This window comes from Aeromonas sp. 11P (genome assembly GCF_051920165.1).
Taxonomy (GTDB): Bacteria; Pseudomonadota; Gammaproteobacteria; order Enterobacterales; family Aeromonadaceae; genus Aeromonas; species Aeromonas veronii.
Map to the genome: position 1 here is coordinate 3,993,307 of NZ_JBQBDJ010000004.1, position 13,628 is coordinate 4,006,934.

A 13,628-nucleotide genomic window follows, 5' to 3' on the forward strand; every position below is an offset into this window, starting at 1 on the left:
AGAGCCCGCATCGCGGGCTCTTTACTTATCGCTTATCTTGCTGGCGGGAGCGGGAGTAACACGCTCACCTCCAGCCCCCCTTCCGGCCGGTTGTGGACATCGAGGTCGGCGCCGTGCAACTGGGCGATGCGCGAGACGATGGCCATGCCAAGGCCGACGCCATCCCCCTGCTGGGGATTGACCCGAAAGAAGCGTTCATACAGCCGGGGCAAGGCGTTGGCGGGAATGCCGGGGCCGTTGTCACTCACATCCACCCTCACCCGGTTGCCCTCTCGCAGTACCCGCACCCTGATCTCGCCCTCCGGCTGGGTATAGCGCAGCGCATTGTCGATCAGGTTGCTGAACAGCAAGTCGAGCAGGGTGGCCTGCCCCATCACCAGCAGCGGCAAGTCACACTCCAGCGACAGCTGCTGATCCTTCTTGAGCGCGATGGGAGCAAGCGTTGCGAGGGTGCCTTGCAGCAGGTGACCCACCTCCAGTTCGGTTAATACCAGCCCCTGCTGGTTGTCGATACGGGCCTGGGTCAGCAGCTGGCGGATCAGCCGATCGCTGCGGTCGAGTGCCTGCAGCATCTTGTGCAAGGATTGCTGGCGGCTCTCTTCATCTTCTGCAGCCAGGGCATTTTCACTGTGGATCCGCAGCACCGCCAGCGGGGTGCGCAGCTCGTGGGCTGCCTCGTTGGTGAACTGTTTTTCCCGCTCTATGGTTTCCGCCAGCGCCTGCATCAGCCGGTTGATCTCGTTGGTGAGGGGGGTCAGCTCCTGCGCGCTTATCTTGAGGCTGAGCGGGCTCAGGTTGGCGGGGTGACGTTCGCTGATGGCCTGGGCCAGCTGACGCAGGGGGGCCAGCCCGCGGGTGATGAGCCACCAGAGCAGGGCCAGCAGGAACGGCAGGGTGATCAGCAGCGGCAGCATGGTGAGGGTGGCCATCTTGCTGGCCAGTTCGCTGCGCTCGTCGTCCCGCTCGGCCACTACCAGCCAGGTCTGCTCCTGCTGGTTGTAGAGAGTGAAGGTGCGCCACTGGTGATTATCTTTTTCGACCGTGTCGAAGCCGATAGCCAGGGTGACCAGCGGCTGATCAGGGGCGCTGGGGGCGCGCAGCAGCAAGCCGCCCTTTTCATCGAGCAGCTGGAAGTAGAGATTGCGTTCGAACTCGTGGCCGTAGGGGGTGATCTCCCGATCCTCGCCGGTCAGGTTGAGGCCGGGATCTTTTTGCCACTCATCGGGGTTTTGCGCCTCCCACTCCTGATAGACGGTGCCGTTGGCGGGCAACTGCCCCTGCTGGGCCATGTAGCGGGCCAGCAGCTGGTTGGTGATGCGGGCCGACTGGGCGAGGCGGGCATCAAACAGCTCCTCCATTTCGTGGCTCGCCTCCATGTAGCCGATAAAGGCGCTGATGGTAAGGCTCAGGCTCACCAGCGTCAGGATACCGGTGAGCAGAAAGCGGCGAATGGAGCGGGGGCGTTTCATCGTGCGGGTGTCCGGCTTGGCTGTTCGAGCTGGGGAATGATGTAGCCGACCCCGCGAATATTGCGGATGAGGTCGCTGTAGAACTTCTTGCGCAGATGGTGGATATGCACCTCCACCGCGTTGCTCTCGGCGCCTTCATCCCAGCCGTAGAGGCTCTGTTGCAGCTGATCCTTGCTCAGCACCCGGCCGCTCTGGCTGATCAGCTCCTGCAGCAACTTGTATTCGTGGGGGGTGAGTTTGATCGCTTCCCCCTGATAGGTGACCTGCTGGGATTCGGGATAGATGAGGATATCGCCATACTCCAGCACCGCCTGAGCCTGCCCCTTGCTGCGGCGAACCAGGGCGCGCAGGCGGGCGTTGAGCTCCTGCAGGGCGAAGGGCTTGACCATGTAGTCGTCGGAACCGGCATCGAGGCCGACCACCCGATCGTCCAGCGCATCGCGGGCGGTGAGGATCAGCACAGGCAGCTGGTGGCCTTCACGCCGTAACTTGCGCAGCAGGCTGAGGCCGTCGATGTCGGGCAGGTTGAGATCGAGGATCAGTGCGGCGAACTCATCGCTCTTGAGGGCTGCCAGGGCGGGCAACCCCTGTTGCAGCCAGTCCACCGTATAGCCGCTATGGCGCAGTGCATCCTGCATACCATCCCCCAGCATCACATCATCTTCTACCAGCAGGATCCGCATTCTTTTCTCCCTGTTTGTTGGGTGTGGCGATCTGGCTCAGCGCCAGGGTGTGCCGTGGCATAAACAACCCTGCCCACCAGTATGCAAGCTGGTGGGCAGAGTTTAAATAGTTCTTTGATCCATCAGGGTTTTATAGCTTGGCCAGCCGATCGCGGATCTCCATTCTGCGCCCTTCGTCGGCCACTTCGCGACCCGGGCGGGCCGGGGCGGCCAGCGCCTTGTCGAGGTAGGTTTTGGCCTCGGCCTTGCGACCCTGATCCAGCAGGAAGTCACCGTAGAAGAAGTTGGGATCGATGCCATCAGGATTGATGGCCAGCGCCTGCTTGAGTAGCTGCTCCGCCTTTTCGTCATCGCCAAAGCCGACCGGCCACCCGGGCACCTGATAGTAGAGGGAGCCCAGACTGGTGTAGGCAGAGCCGTCCAGCGCCTTGGGATCCTGTTTGAGTGCCAGCTCCAGCTTGGCTTTGGCCTCTTTCACCAGCCCCAGCGCTCCCAGCCCGCCCTTGGCCCCCGCCCAGGTGCTCTTGACGATGGCCGACCAGATCAGCAGATCGGCGCGAAAAGGCTCCTTGGCGCTGGCCGCTTCGGCTTGGGTGCTCAGGGTTTCGAGGCAGCTCTCTTTCGCCTTGCCGCTCTGTTGATACTGGCAGACGGCCCACTGTTGTTGGATGGGGATGAGGGCATCACCCGCGGCCATGACCGAGGTGGACCCCAGCAGGATGGCGATGGCACAAGAGGTCACTGATTGACGGAAAAAGTTCATATTAATGCTCCTTTTTGGTCGGGATCGGGCGGGACAAGTCTGGTTGTGGCGCACTGTTTGCGCCGGCATCAGCCGTCCCTGGCTGAAGATGACGGGCATAACGTTTGATGAGCGGCAGCTGTCTTGCCAGCGCCTTGTCGACGATGCCGGGCAGTAGGGCGTTGAGCCGCACGAACAGTTTTTCCGGCCAGCCGAGCCAGCTGCGGCGGGTTTCGTTGCACAGGGCGATGACCGCCTCTTCGGCCACTTCCTGCGGGCTGTCGGTCTGGGTGCCGAGCGCTGCATTCATCTCGTAAGCGGCCTCGGAATTGAGTTTGGTGCGGGTGGCGCGTGGGGCGAAATGCAGCACCTTGATGCCACTCCCCTCCAGCTCCCGTCCCAGCGCTTCGCTAAAGCCGCGCAGGGCAAATTTGCTGGCGCAGTAGACGCTGTAACCGGGGTAGCCGATGCTGCCCAGGCTCGACCCCATGTTCATGATGATCCCCGGCTTGCGCATGGTTGGCAGCAGGGCTCGGGTGAGCTGGATGGGCGCCTCGATATTGAGCAGCAGCTGGCGCTCCACCTGCTCGAAGCTCTGATCTTCCAGCCAGGCAAACTGGTTGCAGCCAGCGTTGTTGATCAGGATGTCGATCCCGTCCTCCAGCGCCGGGTGTTGCAACAGCTTGGCCCGCTCCTGCGCAGAGCCGAGGTCGGCGAGCACCACCTGATGGCGCTCGGGATGGGGCAGTGACTTGCACAGCCGCTCCAGTGCCGGGCCGCGACGACCGTGCAGCAGCAGGTGTGCCCCTTGGGCCGCCAGCTCCTGCGCCAGTTCTTCACCTATGCCACCGCTGGCGCCGGTGAGCAGCACCGTTTTTCCTTCAAGTTTCATGATGCAGATTCCTTCTCTCTGGTCACGGCGTGGCGGTGAGGTTGTAGAGCATCTCGCCATAGAGGCGGTAGACCACCTTGGTCGAGTGGATAATAGCCGCCTGATCCGCCGGACTTTCGACCCGATCCATCAGGGATTCAAAGAACTTGAGGTGCTCCTGATCCAGGGTGCCGTGGGAGCTCAGGTAGCTCATCGCTTGCGGTGGCAGGCCGAGACCCTTTTTCAGCTGGTCGGCGACGGTGAGGGCGATGGCCACGCTGGTGCCTTCCAGTACCTGCACCATGCCGAAGAAGCCCATGGGGTTGCCGCGCTGGATCTGGTCGTAGAGGAAGGCGACCATCAGCTCGATGGGCAGCCCGGGCTGGCCGTGGCGCACCGCCTCGGCATCACCGCCACAGGCGCGGATATCGTTGAGGATCCACTCCTGATGGCCATACTCCTCGTCGATGTACTCGGCAATGGCGCCACGCACCCACTCGTACTCCTGACCCAGCTTGCCGCCGGTTGCCATCAGCAGCGGAACTGTGTGGCGCACGTGGTAGTAAGCCTGCGCCAGGAAGGCGAGATAGGTGTCACGGCTGATATCGCCACGGCGACAGGCTTCGATAATGGGGGCGTTGAACAGATGTTCACGCTCCTGAGCAGTGGCTTGTTGCAGAGTCTGATAGAAGCTCATGACGATTCTCCTGTAAGGCATTGGCTGATTTGCCGGAAAAAGTGTTGGTAAATCTCGTTGCGACGGGGGCGCCCGTTGGCGGTCAGCAGGCCGGGATGCTGGTCGAGTGCCACCGGCAACCAGTGGTGCAGCCGGGCATAATCGGGCAGCCGCTGGTTCAGACCTGCGATCTGGCGTGGCAGATCCGCCTCCTTGCCCGGCAGGGGCTGGATCAGCGCCACGTTGGCGGGTTGACCATCGCCAAAGACCACGATGCGGGCGATGGCGGGGCAGAGCTGTGCTTCGGCTTCCACCCACTCGGGGGAGAAGTTGCGGCCAAAGGCGGTAATCTGGACATTCTTCTTGCGCCCGGTGATATGGAGGTAGCCTTCTTCATCGAGGTGGCCCAGATCGCCTGTGGCAATCTGTTCGGGAGTCAGTTCGTTGCTGCCGAGATAGCCCAGCATGGCGCTGCCGCTCACCATAATTTCGCCATCGGTGGCAATGGAGACCTGACAGTGGGGTAGGGGACGACCCACGCTGCCGGGCTTGTCAGCATCCGAACTGTTGAGTGCCACCACGGAGCCGCACTCCGAGAGGCCATATCCCTCATACACCGGCAGGCCGAGCTGGCGGGCATGTTTGATCAGGTCGGGTGCTACCTTGCCGCCACCGACGGCAATAAAGCGCAGGCTCTTGAGCTGCTGGGCCAGCGTCGGTGTGCTGGTGCAGAGCGCCAGCAGCAGGCGCAGCAGTTCGGGCACCAGCACCAGACTGTGGGTCGGCCAGCGCAGCAGGGCCTCCCCCAGCATGGCTGGATTGAGCGAACTGGATCCGGTGAAACCGAGCTCCCCGAGGGACGGAATGCGGCTGCAGGCGCCGGTCAGCAGCGGCACATAGAGGCCGGTGAGGTTCTCAAGCAGGGTCGCCAGCGGCAGCAGGGTCAGGTGTTTTTCCACCTTGGCTGGCGCAACCCGCTCGGCCAGCGCATGGCTCACCGCCATCATCTGGGTCAGTGACAGGCAGACGCCCTTGGGCTGGCCCGTGGTGCCGGAGGTGTAGGTGATCTTGGCGGTGCCCTTGGGCAGCGCCGGTCGATTGGCCGGGATATAGCGCCAGAGCGGCAGCTCGCCGGTGATCAGCGAGAGCGGCTCGGCGGCATGCCACCCCTGATGATATGGGCCGACCAGCGCATCGGCGCCGCTGCTCTCCAGCAACCAGGCCTGCTGGGCCTGACTGAAGAAGTGGGGCACCGGGATCACCACGATACCTGCGCGGGTGCAGGCGAGATCCAGCAGCGCCCAGGGCAGGCCGTTGTCCAGTTGCAGCGCCAGACGGCTGATGTCGAGCTGTTGCAGCTGGCTGGCCAGACGCTGGATCTGTTGCCACAGGGTCTGGTAATCGAGACGCTGCTGGCTGCTCAGCAGCGCAGGGGATTGCGGATCCTCGTGGGCATGTTTGGCGATGGCGTCGAACAGGCTCATTGGGCGCACCTTTTTTGATGGGTCTGGTTATCACTGCTCTCGCCGGCATCCTCAAACAGGGTTGGCATGGGGGCCAGCAGATTGAGCAGCAGGCTGCGCTGGGCCAGCACCTCGCGCCCCTGATTGATGTCGCCCACCATCACCTTGGGTTGGCAGCGGTAGTACTCACCCCAGGCATCGGCGTCGGCCCCCACCTGATGGGCCTGGGCGGGGGCCAGCTCCACCGGGTTGAGTTGCAGGCGGGCAAAGCTGTTGCGCAGCTTGGCGGTGCCGGTAAAGACCACGTAGTCGAGGGCGTTTTCACATAGCAGACGACACAGCGCCGCAAACATCAGGCGGGCATTGCCCGGTTCGCTGCAGGCCAGATTGCCCACTTCGATAATGCGGTTGCGTGCCGGATAGACCCCGAGGCGGGTATTGATGGCGGCCTCGATGGGTTGCTCCAGATACTGTTCCAGATAGAGAGTCCCCTCACTGGCATGATTGAGACCACAGGCACCGACCAGCGTCCCGTCTGCCCGATAGAGTCCCAGCAGACAGGGGAGGAAATGGGGGATGCGGGCGTTGAACTCGAGGGTATAGGCGGCCTGGATATAGGTTTGCAGCGCCATGACCTGCTGCGGGGACTTGGCTAGCAGCAATCGGTAGGGGGCCTGGATCTCGGTGGTCATGGGTGACTCCTTCTCTTGCGATGGTTTGAGAGTAAAAGGGCAAACTTAAGAAACCCTTAAGGAGCAAAAAAAGTTGTCAGCGAGGCAGCGGGCAGGCAATCTGCGCCGCTGTTATCCAACAGGAAGCCCCCAAGAGGAACCGCCATGTCATCCACCGTCAGCTGCCCCCTGTGTGCCAGCCATCGCAGTTATCCCCTGCCGGTAGCTGGCAAGCGCTATCATCGCTGCCTCGCGTGCGAGCTGGTTTGGCTGGATGAGGCGGATCATCTGGATGAGGCGGCGGAGAAGGCGGTCTATGACGGTCACGACAATCGGGTGGATGATCCCCGTTATCGCACTTTTTTGATGCGGGCCTTTGGTGAGGTGCTGAGCCGGGTGCCAACTCCTGCCAGTGGCCTCGATTTTGGCTGTGGCCCGGGCCCGGCGCTGGTGGCGATGGGGCGTGAGGCGGGTTACCAGATGGCGGGGTATGACAAGTTCTACGCCGATTTTCCCGAGTTGCTGACGCGTCAGTATGACTTCATCACCAGTACCGAGGTGATCGAGCATATCGCCGAGCCGCGCACGGTGCTGGCGCAGTTGTGGGATTGCCTCAAGCCGGGCGGTGTGCTGGTGCTGCAGACCCAGCGGGTGCTCAGTGACGAGCGGTTTAAAAACTGGCGCTATCGCCACGACCCGACCCACATCGTCTTCTTTGCCGAGGCATCGTTTCAGGTGTTGGCCGCCAGCTGGCAGGCCGAGCTCAGCTTCCCCCACGCCGATGTGGCGGTATTGCAGAAAGGCACGCCCTGAGGCGTGCCTTCGTCTGTTACTCGGCTGTTTCTTGCTCGGCTCTCGGTTACTCCTTGTAGCCCTTGTCCTGCCACTGGTAGTACATCAGGGCAGATTTGACGCCAATTGACTTGAACGGCTCTGGCGGCAGCCACATCGGCAGACTCTGCTCCGCGTGGTTGAACCAGGGATGCTCCTTGCCCTGATAGAGGCTGGCCACGATGTCGCCAAACAGGAAGGAGAGGTTGATGCCGTGGCCGTTGTAGCCGAGGGCGTAGTAGATGTTCTGGTGATCCCCCATTACCCCCACCGCTTCGGTGCTGTCGCCGGTCATGCCGAGCACCCCGTCCCACACCTGCTCAAATTTGATCCCCTTGAGGGCAGGATAGAGGGTCACCAGCTCGGTCATCATCATCTCGCTGACACGATTGAGATCTCCCCTGTAGTTGAGGCCGTCGTTGAACACGTACTCGGCATTGCCACCGCCGATGACGATGCGGTTATCCGGGGTCAATACCAGATGAAACAGGATGTTGCGGGTGTCGTAGTAGGGCACTCGACTCTGCCACTGGATGGCGGCCAGCTGTTTTTTACTGAGCGGCTCGGTGACGGCGCTTTGGGCGTGCACCGGAAAGACCCGGCCGCTGAAGTAGCCAAGCTTGGAGGTATAGCCGTTGGTCGCCAGCACTATGCTGTCGGCGGTCACCTTGTACTTGTCGGCCACATTGAGCTCGATCGGCTTGCCCTCCTTGATCCCCAGCACCGGGCTCTGCTCATAGATGGTGACGCCCGCCTGCTCCACCGCCTTGCGCAGGGCATTGACCAGTTTCATTGCGTGAACCTGACCACCATTGGGGTCGTAGACCGCCCCCACGTAGCGGTCGGTGCCCAGTTTCTCTTCGGTGGTATCGGCGTTCCAGTACTGGAGCGGGATGCCGAGGCGATTGGCGGTTTTCACATAGTCGCGGTACTCGGCGATATCCTCCTCATCGAGGATCGCCTCCACATAGCCATCGAGCTTGAGGTTGGCTTCGACGCCGGTTGAGGCGACCAGCGCCTGCAGCTTGCGCATGCTGGCGACGGTGAGATCGTAGTGGCGCTTGCTCGCTTCCCCCTCTTCGTAGAGGTCCATCACCTCGGAGCCCGGCAACACCATGCCGCCGTTGCGGCCCGAGGCACCACTGCCCACCTGCTTGGCCTCGAAGATGGCGATCTTGAGCGACGGATTGGCCTTGGCCAGATGCCAGGCGCTGGAGAGGCCGCTGTAGCCGCCACCGACGATGGCGATATCCACCTTCAGATCTTGTGCCAGCGGGGTACTCTCCTCTGCCTGTTTCTCCTTGAACCAGTAGCTGGTGTTGGGCTCAAAGTCGCTCATCTTGGGGCCGCAGGCGGCGAGGAAGAAACAGCTGATGCACATGGTCAACGCTCGTTGGCAAAGGGTGGTCGGATTCATCTTCTACTCCGGTTACAGATACAAAATATCAAATCATTTCATCGGGTTGGGCGGTATTGACCCGGCGGCCTATGTCTCGCAGCCGGGCCAGCTGATCGGCAAGGCCGGGCCCCTCATCCAGGCTGGTGACAAAGTTCCAGAGGTAGGTCATCACAGCATAGACATGGCCTGCCGAGACCTGGGGTTGGGCCATCAGCATGGTGATGGCCAGCAGGAACAGCAGGGAGGCGCTGATGCCGACCGCCAGAAAAGCGAGTGCCTCCCGATCCGAAATCCGGATGCGGATCCAGGCCAGCGCGCGGTAGTGGCGGGCGAGACTGGCTGACTGGGCATGGGTGACCAGCTTGACCTCGTGTTCCAGCCGATCGTTGAGCCGCTCGTGCAGCAGCTGGTTCTTGCGCGAAAAGCCGGGCAGCAGCAGGCCGAACAGCAGCAGTACCCCCATGCAGGCGATGCCGACCCAGAACTCGATCACCATCAGCATCACGGCCGCCCCGACGATGGAGATCAGGCTGGTGGCCAGGATCGGGATATGTTTCTCGAAGAAGTCGACAAACTCCCGCGCCAGGGTGACCCGCGCCACTATGGTGGATTGCCCCTCTTGCTGCTGGCGTTGTGTCAGGATCACCGGCACCGCCAGTGCCGCATAGATATGGGTAAAGGTGCGGGTATCGACCGCCCGGCGCAGGGCGCCGATGAGCCAGAACAGCAGCACGATGAGGGCGTAGCTTGAAGCCTGCCACCACTGGCCCTTGACGATGGCGTCGATGGCAAAGCCGGCGAACAGGGGATAGACCACCAGCAGGATGTTTTCGAGGGCCACCAGCGAGAAGGTGCCCGCCAGCTTGAGGGGATTGGCCCGCGCAATCGCCCCCAGCGAACGACCGGCCGAGTGTGGCAACGGCGTGGCCTGCTCGTCGCAACTGGCTGCCGAAGTGGTTGGTGTTGTCATGGGTTATCTCCTAAGATGTCGGAAACGCTAAGTTTGAGCGAGTGCTCAAAGTTTGTTTGAGCGACTGCTCAAAGTCAAGCAGATCGATTGATATCGCAGGAGGTCAGATGGCACGCCCATCAGCAGAACAGCGCAAAGAGATGATCATCGAGGCCGTACTGGCCCTGTTTCGAGAGAAGGGGATGGCGGCATCGTCAACCCGTGATATTGCCGAACGCACCGGTCTGGCGCGCAGCCACGTCTACCACTACTTCAAGGATTGGAAGGAGCTCTGCCTCTGCGCCGTGGAGCGTTTCACCTATCAGGAGATCGCCGAGCAGCGGGAGTGGCTGTTGCCGCTGACAGCCCGCGAAGCGTTGCCGCTCTTTGTGCGGGACAACCTGCCGACCAGTCAGGATGCCTCCTGGGCCATCTATCTGGATGCCTGGAACGAGTCGCTGCGCGACCCTGTGTTTGCCGAGAGCTACCGCAAAATCATTTTGGCGTGGCGCGAGGTGCTGGAGCTGATCCTGCAAAAGGGGATCGACAGCGGCGAGTTTGTGGCGGGCGATGCCCGGCGACTGGCGCGTCAGGTCACCTCTCTCATCAACGGCTATGCCGATGACCTGATTCTGGAGCCGACTCCCGAGACGGTAGAGGCCACGTACCAAGAGATCATGCTGGTGGTCAATCAGCTGGTCTTGCCCCCGGCTCACTCATAGCGGCGCAGGCACACAAGGGAGGGGAGGCATGTCAGCGTGGTGCCTCCCCCGGTTTTGTTGGCTATCCGCCGGGCGCGCGATGGCCAGATAACAGGGAGCGGTTGTTGATGTCGATTACCCATTTGTCACTGCAAGATGCCCGTCATCTGCAACTGGCGGCGCAAGGGCTGCTCGCCCCCCGCCGCAGCAAGGCGACTCCGGCCGATCTGCTGGCCACCATCCGCCGCATGGCGCTACTGCAGATCGATACCATCTCGGTGGTGGCTCGCAGTCCCTATCTGGTGCTCTTTAGCCGGCTTGGCCAGTACGAACCACGTTGGCTAGAGCAGTTGTTGGCCGACGGCGAGATCTTCGAATATTGGGCCCATGAGGCCTGCTTTGTGCCCCGTGAAGATTACCGGCTGCTGCGCCACCGGATGCTCGATCCCGCCGCCATGGGCTGGAAGTTTTCGGCCAACTGGCTCGCTACCCATCAGCAGGAGATCGGCCAGCTTATCGAGCGTATTCGTCAGCACGGCCCGGTGCGGGCGGCTGACTTTGAACGCACAACCGGCAAGGGGAACGGCTGGTGGGACTGGAAGCCGGAGAAGCGCCATCTGGAGGTATTGTTTACCACCGGTCAGCTGATGGTGCGGGAGCGGCGCAACTTTCAGCGAGTCTATGACCTGGTCGAACGGGTCATCCCCGAGTGGAGCGACCAGCGGGATCTGCCGAGCGTCGAGCAGGCCCAGCGGGATATGGTGCGCGCCAGCTGCCGAGCGCTGGGGCTGGTCAAAACTGGCTGGGTTGCGGACTACTACCGGCTGCGGCGTGGCAAATATGACGCCATGCTCCATCAGCTGGCGGACGAGGGGGAACTGCTGCCGGTTCGGGTGGAGGGGTGGCAGCACGGCGCTTTCGTGCACGCCTCGCTGGCCGATGAGCTGGTGCAGGCAGAGGAAGGCCGTCTCAAGGCAACCCATACCACCGTCTTGTCGCCGTTCGACCCGCTGGTGTGGGATCGCAAGCGGGCCAAGGATCTGTTCAACTTCGACTATCGCATCGAATGCTATACCCCGGCGCCCAAGCGTCAGTATGGCTACTTCGTGTTGCCCTTGCTCCATCGCGGCAAGCTGGTGGGCAGAATGGATGCCAAGGCTCATCGTCAGCAGGGGATCTTCGAGATCAAGAGCCTCTATCTGGAAGCCGGGGTGAGAGTGACCCGCACCCTTGCACAGGATCTGGCGAAAGCCCTGCAAAAGCTGGCTGACTGGCACCAGACACCGCAGCTCCGTTATGGTGCCATTCCGGCTAATTTGCTGGCGTTGTGGCATGAAAGCGCCCCTGCAAAGTGAGATCTATCCCTTCTGGGCTAAGCTGCAAGAGGGATAAACAGTTCGGGAGCGGGAGATGAAACGAGTGGCAACATGGTGGGCGGGATTGGCGATGGCCATCTTGTCCCCCGCGCTATGGGGGCAAGAGCCGCCGGTGAAGATCTGTCTGGGGGAGGGCAACGAGTGGGCCCCCTTTACCTACTGGGAGCGCAAGGACGGGGTGCCCGATACCAGCCGCCTGACCGGTTCGGCGACAACGCTGGTGCTCGATGCCCTGCAATAGAGCGGGCTCTCGCACCAGATCCGCTATCTGCCCTGGGCGCGGGTCCAGCAGGCGCTCGATATGCTGGAGCGGGATCGCTGCGACTTTCTACCGAGCGAAATCGAACCTCTGGTGGCTGGCATCAGCCTTGGCATCTACCGCAGCGAGAGCGGGTTGCTCAATCTCGCCCTGCCCAGCCGCAAGGGATTCTATCTGCTGGTGAGCAAGGGCTCCCCCCGCGGTCACCAGCTGGTGAACATCCTCAATCAGTCGCTGGTGGCATTTCAGGAAGGGGGGCATACGGATGAGGTGATGCGCCGCTTCTTGCCGCCAATGGAGTAATAGCGAAGGGTTGCTGTCATTCAGGGGGAGCAGATAAACAGAGGGCCAGCCGGTGCAAACCGGCTGGCCCTTTTTTACGTGAGAGCTTGTCAGGCTGCCAGACGGGTCAGTACCTTCACCAGCAGCTCGATGCGCGGGGCAATGCTGGCCAGATCCAGATACTCCTCGTCACTGTGGAAACCGGCACCGATGGGGCCCAGACCATCCAGAGTGGGAATGCCGAGGGCAGCTGTCAGGTTGGCATCGGAGCCGCCCCCCACCTCCTGCCAGCTGATTGGCAGTCCCAGTTCGGCGCCACACTCCTCCACCAGCTGCATCAGCGCCAGAGTGCCTTCTGATGGCACCATGGCCGGTTTGTGGGCCTCGCGGGCCAGCTGGATGGTGACGCCGTCCAGATGGGGCCGCTCGGCCAGGGTCAGCAGATGATCGTTGATCTGGTGGTACTCCTGATTGTCCCAGAAACGGACATCCACCACGGCGCTGGCATGGGCCGGCACTATGTTGGCGCCGTTGCCCCCCTCGACAATGCCGATGTTGAGGGTGGTGCCGCTCTCGAAGTTGGTCAGGGCGTTGATGGCCAGGATCCAGTGGCCCAGCTCGGTGATGGCGCTGCGCCCCTTCTGCGGTTCGTTGCCCGCGTGAGCCGCCTTGCCGGTGAAGTCGATGCGATAACGGGCCATCCCCTTGCGCGCCTTGACCAGCGAGCCATCTGCGCGGGCCGCTTCGGCCACCAGCACCTGTTTCGCCTGTTTGGCCACCGTTGCCAGCCAGTCGCTGGAGTGCAGGGAGCCGATCTCCTCATCCGGGTTCATGCAGACGCAGATGCTCAGGCGATCGCGCACCTCGCGGGGCAGTTCACGCAAGGCATAGACGATGTTGAGCAGGCCGGATTTCATGTCGGAGACACCGGGGCCGTAAGCGCGCTCACCATCGATGCTCATCGGGCGGGCGGCGGCGGTGCCGAGGGGGAAGACGGTATCCATATGGCCGATCAGCATTACATCGATCTGCGCCACATCAGGCTGGTTGCGGATCTCCAGCCCCACTCCGGCGGCGCCGCAGTCGACCCGCTTGATCTGCCAGCCGCCCATCGCCTCATATTTGGCGGCCATCAGGTTGGCCACTGCCGCAATGCCCGGCTGGTGCAGGGATCCGCAATCCAGATTGATCAGCGGGGCCAGTTCGGTCAGGTATTTATCCAGAGAAAAAGTCATTGCTTGCTCCACTATCAGGTT

General features: G+C 62.2%; 13 protein-coding genes and 1 pseudogene. 4 read left to right on the forward strand and 10 right to left on the reverse strand.

Annotated elements, in window-relative coordinates:
* Positions 1 to 32: 32 nt before the first annotated feature.
* From ACTG1P_RS18545 to ACTG1P_RS18575, 7 genes are all read right to left on the reverse strand, one after another.
* A complete protein-coding gene (locus ACTG1P_RS18545; protein WP_440001903.1) occupies positions 33 to 1,469 on the reverse strand; it encodes an ATP-binding protein in 1,437 nt (478 codons plus the stop codon).
* A complete protein-coding gene (locus ACTG1P_RS18550; protein ID WP_069554101.1) occupies positions 1,466 to 2,152 on the reverse strand; it encodes a response regulator in 687 nt (228 codons plus the stop codon). The genes ACTG1P_RS18545 and ACTG1P_RS18550 overlap by 4 nt, the downstream gene beginning before the upstream one ends.
* A gap of 130 nt (positions 2,153 to 2,282) precedes the next feature.
* The gene (locus tag ACTG1P_RS18555; protein ID WP_404974311.1) at positions 2,283 to 2,915 is read right to left on the reverse strand and encodes a tetratricopeptide repeat protein; all 633 of its coding nucleotides are present in this window, start codon (positions 2,913 to 2,915) and stop codon (positions 2,283 to 2,285) included.
* 1 nt (position 2,916) lies between these two features.
* Positions 2,917 to 3,786 carry an SDR family oxidoreductase gene (locus tag ACTG1P_RS18560; protein WP_440001904.1) on the reverse strand — a complete coding sequence of 290 codons (870 nt, stop codon included), beginning with the start codon at positions 3,784 to 3,786 and terminating at the stop codon, positions 2,917 to 2,919.
* Between the two features lie 22 nt (positions 3,787 to 3,808).
* Positions 3,809 to 4,462 carry a TenA family transcriptional regulator gene (locus ACTG1P_RS18565; protein ID WP_440001905.1) on the reverse strand — a complete coding sequence of 218 codons (654 nt, stop codon included), beginning with the start codon at positions 4,460 to 4,462 and terminating at the stop codon, positions 3,809 to 3,811.
* A complete protein-coding gene (locus ACTG1P_RS18570) occupies positions 4,459 to 5,925 on the reverse strand; it encodes an AMP-dependent synthetase/ligase (RefSeq protein ID WP_440001906.1) in 1,467 nt (488 codons plus the stop codon). Before ACTG1P_RS18570 ends, ACTG1P_RS18565 begins: the two co-directional genes overlap by 4 nt.
* The gene (locus ACTG1P_RS18575) at positions 5,922 to 6,596 is read right to left on the reverse strand and encodes a thermostable hemolysin (protein WP_440001907.1); all 675 of its coding nucleotides are present in this window, start codon (positions 6,594 to 6,596) and stop codon (positions 5,922 to 5,924) included. The genes ACTG1P_RS18570 and ACTG1P_RS18575 overlap by 4 nt, the downstream gene beginning before the upstream one ends.
* A 144-nt stretch (positions 6,597 to 6,740) precedes the next feature.
* Here ACTG1P_RS18575 and ACTG1P_RS18580 point away from each other — a divergent pair, with 144 nt between their 5' ends.
* A complete protein-coding gene (locus tag ACTG1P_RS18580; protein ID WP_139494125.1) occupies positions 6,741 to 7,388 on the forward strand; it encodes a class I SAM-dependent methyltransferase in 648 nt (215 codons plus the stop codon).
* Positions 7,389 to 7,434: 46 nt separating this feature from the next.
* Here the strand turns inward: ACTG1P_RS18580 and ACTG1P_RS18585 are convergent, their stop codons facing one another.
* Complete coding sequence (locus ACTG1P_RS18585; protein WP_440001908.1) at positions 7,435 to 8,823, reverse strand: NAD(P)/FAD-dependent oxidoreductase; 1,389 nt, start codon at positions 8,821 to 8,823, stop codon at positions 7,435 to 7,437.
* Between the two features lie 28 nt (positions 8,824 to 8,851).
* Entirely contained in the window at positions 8,852 to 9,775 is a 924-nt protein-coding gene (locus ACTG1P_RS18590; protein ID WP_266134322.1) for an ABC transporter six-transmembrane domain-containing protein, read from the reverse strand.
* Positions 9,776 to 9,882: 107 nt separating this feature from the next.
* Between ACTG1P_RS18590 and ACTG1P_RS18595 the strand changes: the two genes are divergently transcribed.
* The 3 genes and pseudogenes from ACTG1P_RS18595 (at position 9,883) to ACTG1P_RS18605 (ending at position 12,393) form a co-directional block, all read left to right on the forward strand.
* On the forward strand, positions 9,883 to 10,476 hold the full coding sequence (locus ACTG1P_RS18595; protein WP_440001909.1) for a TetR/AcrR family transcriptional regulator: 594 nt from the start codon (positions 9,883 to 9,885) through the stop codon (positions 10,474 to 10,476).
* Between the two features lie 107 nt (positions 10,477 to 10,583).
* A complete protein-coding gene (locus ACTG1P_RS18600; RefSeq protein WP_440001910.1) occupies positions 10,584 to 11,810 on the forward strand; it encodes a winged helix-turn-helix domain-containing protein in 1,227 nt (408 codons plus the stop codon).
* 55 nt (positions 11,811 to 11,865) lie between these two features.
* A pseudogene (locus ACTG1P_RS18605) lies at positions 11,866 to 12,393 on the forward strand (hypothetical protein).
* Between the two features lie 89 nt (positions 12,394 to 12,482).
* On the opposite strand, the gene ACTG1P_RS18610 reads toward ACTG1P_RS18605, so the two are convergent.
* Positions 12,483 to 13,607, reverse strand: a complete 1,125-nt coding sequence (locus tag ACTG1P_RS18610) for a M20 family metallopeptidase (RefSeq protein ID WP_440001911.1) — start codon at positions 13,605 to 13,607, stop codon at positions 12,483 to 12,485.
* Positions 13,608 to 13,628: the final 21 nt, after the last annotated feature.